The 7023-nt window shown below is 32.7% G+C and carries 8 protein-coding genes and 1 tRNA gene; 3 read left to right on the forward strand and 6 right to left on the reverse strand.

Annotated features, from left to right (window positions below; all coding sequences use genetic code 11):
- Window positions 1–138: 138 nt before the first annotated feature.
- Window positions 139–215: transfer RNA gene (locus IKZ35_02255), tRNA-Arg, on the reverse strand.
- Window positions 216–355: 140 nt separating this feature from the next.
- Here IKZ35_02255 and IKZ35_02260 point away from each other — a divergent pair.
- Window positions 356–1159, forward strand: a complete 804-nt coding sequence (locus tag IKZ35_02260) for a ZIP family metal transporter (protein ID MBR4892785.1) — start codon at window positions 356–358, stop codon at window positions 1157–1159.
- Window positions 1160–1371: 212 nt separating this feature from the next.
- Here IKZ35_02260 and rpsI read toward each other — a convergent pair whose 3' ends face one another.
- Both rpsI and rplM read right to left on the reverse strand, forming a co-directional pair.
- Window positions 1372–1770 (reverse strand): 30S ribosomal protein S9, encoded by a 399-nt coding sequence (gene rpsI / locus IKZ35_02265; protein ID MBR4892786.1) that lies wholly within the window; start codon window positions 1768–1770, stop codon window positions 1372–1374.
- A gap of 17 nt (window positions 1771–1787) precedes the next feature.
- Window positions 1788–2219: a 50S ribosomal protein L13 gene (gene rplM, locus IKZ35_02270; GenBank protein ID MBR4892787.1), complete on the reverse strand. Its 432-nt coding sequence runs from the start codon at window positions 2217–2219 to the stop codon at window positions 1788–1790.
- Between the two features lie 344 nt (window positions 2220–2563).
- Here rplM and IKZ35_02275 point away from each other — a divergent pair, with 344 nt between their 5' ends.
- Entirely contained in the window at window positions 2564–3229 is a 666-nt protein-coding gene (locus tag IKZ35_02275; protein MBR4892788.1) for a tRNA 2-thiocytidine biosynthesis protein TtcA, read from the forward strand.
- A 30-nt stretch (window positions 3230–3259) separates the two neighbouring features.
- Here IKZ35_02275 and IKZ35_02280 read toward each other — a convergent pair whose 3' ends face one another.
- Window positions 3260–4516: a galactokinase gene (locus IKZ35_02280; protein ID MBR4892789.1), complete on the reverse strand. Its 1257-nt coding sequence runs from the start codon at window positions 4514–4516 to the stop codon at window positions 3260–3262.
- A gap of 97 nt (window positions 4517–4613) precedes the next feature.
- Here IKZ35_02280 and IKZ35_02285 point away from each other — a divergent pair, with 97 nt between their 5' ends.
- Entirely contained in the window at window positions 4614–5204 is a 591-nt protein-coding gene (locus tag IKZ35_02285) for a rubrerythrin family protein (protein ID MBR4892790.1), read from the forward strand.
- An 87-nt stretch (window positions 5205–5291) separates the two neighbouring features.
- On the opposite strand, the gene IKZ35_02290 is transcribed toward IKZ35_02285, so the two are convergent.
- Window positions 5292–6107, reverse strand: a complete 816-nt coding sequence (locus tag IKZ35_02290; GenBank protein ID MBR4892791.1) for a mechanosensitive ion channel — start codon at window positions 6105–6107, stop codon at window positions 5292–5294.
- A gap of 29 nt (window positions 6108–6136) precedes the next feature.
- Window positions 6137–6670, reverse strand: coding sequence for an inorganic diphosphatase (locus IKZ35_02295; GenBank protein MBR4892792.1), 534 nt, complete (start codon window positions 6668–6670; stop codon window positions 6137–6139).
- Window positions 6671–7023: the final 353 nt, after the last annotated feature.

The raw sequence follows: 7023 nt of genomic DNA on the forward strand, positions 1-7023 counted from the left end.
AATTATTCATAAGCACAGCGTCTTCATTATTCATTATTCATTAAAAAATCCTGTCAAGTTTAATGAATGATGAATATTGAATAATGAAAAATGAATAACACAAAAGAAAAATCCTATCTTTCGACAGGATTTTTCTTTTGGCGCGCCCGGAGGGATTCGAACCCCCGGCGCCTCGGTTCGTAGCCGAGTCCTCTATCCAGCTGAGGTACGGGCGCTAATATTTATAACTTAGTCATTATATCATAAGTTTTTACTTTAATCAAGGTGTTTTTATATTTTTTATTTATTTTTCTTTAAGCTTTGCTATAATAAACTAAAAATTATATAAGCATATAATACATATTGGAGGTGTTATATGGATGAACTTGTGTTGATGGCACTTATTGCAACACTCGGAACATGGTTTATTACTGCTCTCGGTGCTGCAACAGTGGTATTTTTTAAATCTCCTAAACTTAAATATTTAAATTTCCTTTTAGGATTTGCGTCCGGCGTTATGATTGCGGCAAGTTTCTGGTCTTTACTGTTACCTGCAACCGAACGCGCAGAAACAAATTCTTTTATTCCGTCATATTTAGTTGTAACTTCAGGCTTCGTACTCGGTGCTGTATTTATGTGGATATCAGATAAGATTGTTACATTATGTCAAAAACAAACGGAAGATACATCACCATTAGCAAAAGAAAAACTGACAAGAATTATAATGCTTATACTTTCTATAACTCTTCATAATATTCCCGAGGGGTTGGCAGTTGGAGTTGCGTTTGGTGCTTTAGGCAACATTGGTATAACAACCGAAGGGTTAATGGGTGCAATTACTATCGCAATAGGAATAGGACTTCAGAATTTCCCTGAGGGAGCAGCAGTTTCTCTTCCTTTAAGAAGAGAGGGTTATTCAAGAAAGAAAAGTTTTTTCTTAGGTCAGGCATCAGGAATGGTAGAACCTATTGCAGGAGTTTTTGGTGCGCTCCTTGTAGTATATATCGAAGGAATTTTGCCCTATGCCTTATCTTTTGCAGCAGGTGCTATGATTTTAGTTGCGGTTCATGAACTTATACCAGAATGTCAGACAAATAAAAAAAGTGAGCCATATCTATCCACTATGGGAATAATATCAGGGTTTTCTATTATGATGTTACTTGATGTTATGTTGGGATAAAAAATTCTCGCAAGAAAAATTTTCTTGCGAGAATACATAATAAATAATATTATCTCTTTGAGAACTGTCGGGGCGTTAAGAAAATATGCCTGTCGGCATATTTTTAGCCACGATGACGAGAGTTATACTCGAGTCTTCCACATGTTCGATAAGGGGTAAAAAACAGGCATCCACCGAAGCAGATGCCTGAAAATAAACATATATTTTGTTTTTTATCTCTTGGAGAACTGTGGAGCACGTCTTGCTGCTTTTAAGCCGTATTTCTTTCTTTCTTTCATTCTTGGGTCTCTTGTTAAGAAACCAGCTTTTTTAAGTTCTGGTCTAAGATTTTCATCTAATTTAAGTAAAGCTCTTGCGATACCGTGTCTGATAGCACCAGCCTGACCTGTAACACCACCGCCTGATACTTTTGCGATAACATCAACTTTACCTTCATTACCTGTTAATGTAAGAGGCTGACGAACGATAAGTTTTAATGTTTCTAATCCGAAATAATCGTCGATAGTTCTGTCGTTAATAATAATATTACCTTTACCGCTAACTATTCTTACTCTTGCTACAGAACTTTTTCTTCTACCTGTTCCGTAGAACATTTCTTTAACTTTAGCCATTAAAATATCCTCCCCTCTTAACCGTTATATACTTCTGGTTTCTGAGCAGCCTGTTCGTGTTCAGAACCTCTGTATATTCTAACATTAGTAAGCATTTTTCTGCCTAAAGAATTTTTAGGAAGCATACCTTTAATAGCAAGCATCATAGCCTGTTCTGGTTTCTTTTCCATTAATTCTCTGTAACTTGTAGCCTTCATACCACCGATATGGCCTGTGTGTCTGTAATAGAATTTGTTATCAAGTTTTTTACCTGAAAGAATTGCTTTTTCAGCGTTGATAACGATAACATTATCCCCACAGTCAACGTTTGGTGTATATGTTGGACGGTGCTTACCTCTTAAAATAGTTGCAACCTGAGTAGCAACTCTACCTAAAATTTTGCCTTCAGCGTCAATGATATACCATTTTTTCTGAACGTCTGCTGGCTTCATTAAAAATGTGCTTTTCATAGTTGTTTCCTCCTATAATTTTTTTCAACGTTACTTATTGTAATATATCTTATAAAAATTGTCAATAACTTTTTTTAATTTTTTTAATATACAAAACTCAATCTTTAATTTTCTTTGTTTTTCTTCGATTTTCTTTCATTTTCTAAAAACGCAATTCACTTTTTTTATTTTACTGTTATTGATTTTTATAAAAAACTACTATATAATGGGTAGTGTAGTACTACTGCACTAATGCAATACTACTGCACTAATGCAATACTACTGCACTAAAAACGCATTTTACGGAGAGATGTATTTTGAGAAAAATTTTAAGTTATTTAAGACGCGCAGTTGACGACTATAATATGATAAATGACGGTGATAAAATCGCAGTAGGCGTTTCAGGCGGAAAAGACAGTATGGTTCTTCTTAACGCTATGTGGGAACTTAGAAGATTTTATCCTAAAAAATTTGATATAATAGGCATAACTGTTGATATGGGTTTTCCTGATTTTAATGCCGACCCTGTCTATCAGTTTACCAAGGAAAAAGGAATTCCTTACGAAATAGTAAAAACTCAGATAAAAGAGATAATATTTGATATAAGAAAAGAATCAAACCCATGTTCCTTATGTTCCAAAATGAGAAAAGGCGCTTTAAATGAAGCAGCAAAAGATTTAGGTTATAAAAAAGTTGCTTTAGGACATCATTTTGACGATGTGATAGAAACATTCTTTCTATGCTTATTATATGAAGGGCGAATCGGATGTTTCTCCCCTGTTACATATTTGGACAGAACTGATATAAATCAGATAAGGCCTTTAATATACGCTCACGAATACGATGTTATAAACTGTGCTAAAAGAAATAATCTTCCCGTTATAAAAAATCCTTGCCCTGCTGACGGAAACACAAAAAGAGAAGATATAAAAAACTTTATAAAAAATACTGAAAAAATATATCCTGATTTAAAAGACCGAGTATTTGGCTCTTTGGTAAGAGGAAATATAGATGACTGGGGTATAATATAAAAAAATGAGCAAACCAAGTTTGCTCATTTTTTATATTATTTTAATTGCACCGTAAGGTCTTATAAACAGTTTATGGCAATTTCCTTTGCCGAATATACTCTCCATCTTTTCAACATATTCACAAAGCATATCATTTGGTACAAATGCCTGAATAGTCCCTGCAAAACCTCCACCGTGAACACGGTAAGAACCTTTACCGTCTAAAAAGGTTTCTGTTAAAAACAACGCAAGTCCTATCCCCTGTTTATTTACATCCAAAGTCGAAAATACATTCTGAAGATATTTATACGAAGAGTTGCCCGATTCCTTTAAAATCTTTAAAAATGAGTTAAAATCGTCATTTTTAAGGCAATCTCGTGCATTTAAAACTCTTTTATTCTCTTCAAACACATGAAAGGCTCTCAATATTGCCCTGTCGTTTACTTCTTCTCTTAAGTTTTTTAAATTACTATAAAAAACATTCTCATCAACTTCTCTTAAAACTTCCTTTTTAAAATATGAGGATATTTTCTTTAAGTCATCCGATATGTGTTTATAGTCATCCGTTAAATCAGCGTGATTTCCGCCTGTGTCAACTATACATAATGTATAGCCTTTTTTCTTATAGTTAAAGTCTATTTTTTCAACTATTGGGTTTTCTTCATCCAAAAAATCAATATAAACAAACCCACCAACGCTTGATGCAAGTTGGTCTAATATTCCGCTTGGTTTTCCAAAATACACATTTTCTGCGTATCTTGCAATTTTTGCAATAGATACATAGGTTTCCTTACCATCACAATACATATGATTTATAATAGTTGCAATAAGCACTTCAAATGCGGCAGAAGATGAAAGGCCTGACCCTTTTAAAACATTTGAAGTAACATATATATCAAGACCGCCTATATTATATCCCAAATCGGAAAATTTTTTAACTATTCCTTTTACTAAGGATACTGAGTATCCCTTTTCGTTATTTTTAACAGTTAAATCATCAATGTTAACTATATCCTTATTTTCATAGCCGTAAGATATAACAGTGATAACATTTTTATCATTCTTTGCTGCTACTCCAACAGCATCAAGATTTACGCTCCCTGCCATTGCCAGACCTCTTTGATGGTCTGTGTGATTACCTATAATTTCTGTTCTTCCCGGGGCAGAAAAAATTTTATATTCTTTATCACCATAGAATTTTTTAAATTCACAAATTGCAGTTTCATATCTTTTTATGGCGTTCTCATAATCTGTGTATAATACTTTAATTTTTTCATAAAAATCTTTAGAAAAATTTACATCTGACATTTTGTTACCTCTTATAAAAATTTATTTAAAATATGTATTTGTATAATATTTGTTGTTTATGAGTATAATATTCTCAAAAATAAAAAGGAGTAATATTATGGAACTTAAAGACAGCAAAACAAAAGTTAATCTATTAAAGGCATTTGCAGGAGAAAGCCAGGCAAGAAACAGATATACTTTCGCTGCATCCGAAGCAAAAAAGCAAAAACTCCATATTATTGAAGAAGTTTTCACCTTTACTGCCAATCAGGAAAAAGAACATGCAGAACTCTTCTATAATGCTTTAGGAGAATTAAAAGGCGAAAACATCAATATCGAAGGTGGTTACCCTGTCGATAAATCTACTAATATTTTAGAACTTTTAAAAAGTGCTATTCATAATGAAAATGAAGAATACTCCCCTGTTTATCCAGAATTTGCAAAGGTTGCAAAAGAGGAAGGGTTTATAAAAATCGCTAACCTGTTTGACAAAATTGCAGAAATAGAAAAAACTCATGCTGAAAGATTCCTGCTTTTTGCAAACTGGCTTGAAAAAGACAAACTATTCTTATGCGAAGCAGAAACCGAATGGCTATGCCTTAACTGCGGACATATTCATAAAGGACATGAAGCACCTAAAAACTGCCCTGTATGCGACCATAACCAAGGATACTTTATAAGAAAAGAGTATGCACCGTACACTAAATAATTTATAAATACTTTAAAAGAGCAAAGATTTTTTTAAAATCAATGCTCTTTTTCATTTTTAACATATCCTTGCTATTAAAAGATTATATTATTTAACATTATCAATATGTATATCCATTTGAGGATAAGGAATTGAAATATTATTTAAATCAAATTCTTTTTTCACAGTTTCAATTAAATCAAAATTAACATCCCAGTAATCTGATGCCTTACACCATACTCTTAAAGTATATTCCAAAGAGTTATCGCCATGTCTTACAAGACGGGCAAAAGGCACAGGCTCTTTTATAACCTTTTCATTTTTATTTGCAACACTAAGTAAAATTTCTTTTACCTTTTCTATATCACATTCATAACCTGTTGCAAAGGTAAGGTCTACTCTTCTCTCATCAGATGCAGAATAATTTTCAATTACAGAATTGGTAAGTATACCGTTAGGCACTGTTATAACTTTATTATCAGGTGTGGTAAGAACTGTATACATTATTGTTATATTGGTAACCGTTCCTGAAGTTGAAGAAGTGTCAATATAATCTCCGACTTTAAATGGTTTAAATATGAGTATCATTAAACCACCTGCAAGATTACCAAGAGCACCCTGAAGCGCAAGACCTATTGCCACACCACAGGAAGCAAGTGCTGTTACAAAAGATGTTGTAGGTATGCCAAGCACCATTGCTATTGTTATAAAGAGAATAGCATACAAAGTTATTCCTAAAAAACTTCCCAGAAATGTTCTTACACCCATATCTATTTTTTCAAGTTTAGATGAGGTTTTTATCCATTTCTTTATGAATTTAATAAGTTTGCTTCCAACAAATAAAATAATCACTGCTGCAATTATTTTTAAGCCTAATGATGCAAAGAGTTCAAATAAAAAATCAAGTATTTTCTGTGTATCCATAATATTTTTCTCCTTTTAAAATACTGTTTTTATTTACAAAACTTATCTATATAATCACTGATTGCTTTATCAATTATCTTAATTGATGTTTTATGATCGCTTACCTCGTTTACTGCTGTTTCTTTATGCTCAAGATTTTTATACACGCTAAAAAAATGGCTCATTTCTTCAAAAACGTGTTGTGGAAGTTCGTTTATATCTTTATACATATTATAGTTAGGGTCGCTAAACGGTATAGCAATAATCTTTTCATCACTTCTTCCGTTATCTATCATAGAAATAACACCGATAGGATAAGCACGGACAAGTGTCATAGGTTCAATTTGTTCTGAACAAAGCAAAAGCACGTCAAGCGGGTCATTGTCGTCACCATATGTACGAGGTATAAAGCCATAGTTTGCAGGATAATGAGTTGATGTGTGTAAAATTCTGTCAAGCATAAGATAGCCGGTTTCCTTATCAAGTTCATACTTTTTCTTACTGCCCTTTGAAATTTCTACAACACAGATAAAATCATCTGCATTTATTCTTTTTGGTGATATATCATGCCAGATATTTGACATTTTAAACACTCCTCTCTACTTCATATGTTATTTTAAATTTATTATACAATAAAACTTTTAAAAAGTCAAAAATAAAAGAATGAGTTGGTGTTTTGGTTGTTAAAAAAGTAAAAATCCCCGTACTATCGTACGAGGATTATTGGTAGTAGGATATGATTTTTCGGTCACTTGTTTTTAATGAAATATCTCGCTAAAGCTCGATGTGAAATAATTTCTTACAGAAATTGTGAAATAGAAAACTAAAGTTTTCTGTGAAATAAAATAAATCCTTATATCACACGCCATTAGGCGTATTTCATATTGCGAAGCAATATTTCACGCCCGGAGGGCATTTCACAAATCCAAAGGATTTA

It is taken from the genome of Clostridia bacterium, from assembly GCA_017554615.1.
Taxonomy (GTDB): domain Bacteria; phylum Bacillota; class Clostridia; order UMGS1840; family HGM11507; genus SIG450.

What these genes read in the sequence shown, in the direction of transcription:
- IKZ35_02260 (MBR4892785.1), top strand. Translation starts at nt 356, where the DNA reads ATGGATGAACTTGTGTTGATGGCACTTATTGCAACACTCGGAACATGG.
- rpsI (MBR4892786.1), bottom strand. Translation starts at nt 1,770, where the DNA reads ATGGCTAAAGTTAAAGAAATGTTCTACGGAACAGGTAGAAGAAAAAGT.
- rplM (MBR4892787.1), bottom strand. Translation starts at nt 2,219, where the DNA reads ATGAAAAGCACATTTTTAATGAAGCCAGCAGACGTTCAGAAAAAATGG.
- IKZ35_02275 (MBR4892788.1), top strand. Translation starts at nt 2,564, where the DNA reads ATGATAAATGACGGTGATAAAATCGCAGTAGGCGTTTCAGGCGGAAAA.
- IKZ35_02280 (MBR4892789.1), bottom strand. Translation starts at nt 4,516, where the DNA reads ATGTCAGATGTAAATTTTTCTAAAGATTTTTATGAAAAAATTAAAGTA.
- IKZ35_02285 (MBR4892790.1), top strand. Translation starts at nt 4,614, where the DNA reads ATGGAACTTAAAGACAGCAAAACAAAAGTTAATCTATTAAAGGCATTT.
- IKZ35_02290 (MBR4892791.1), bottom strand. Translation starts at nt 6,107, where the DNA reads ATGGATACACAGAAAATACTTGATTTTTTATTTGAACTCTTTGCATCA.
- IKZ35_02295 (MBR4892792.1), bottom strand. Translation starts at nt 6,670, where the DNA reads ATGTCAAATATCTGGCATGATATATCACCAAAAAGAATAAATGCAGAT.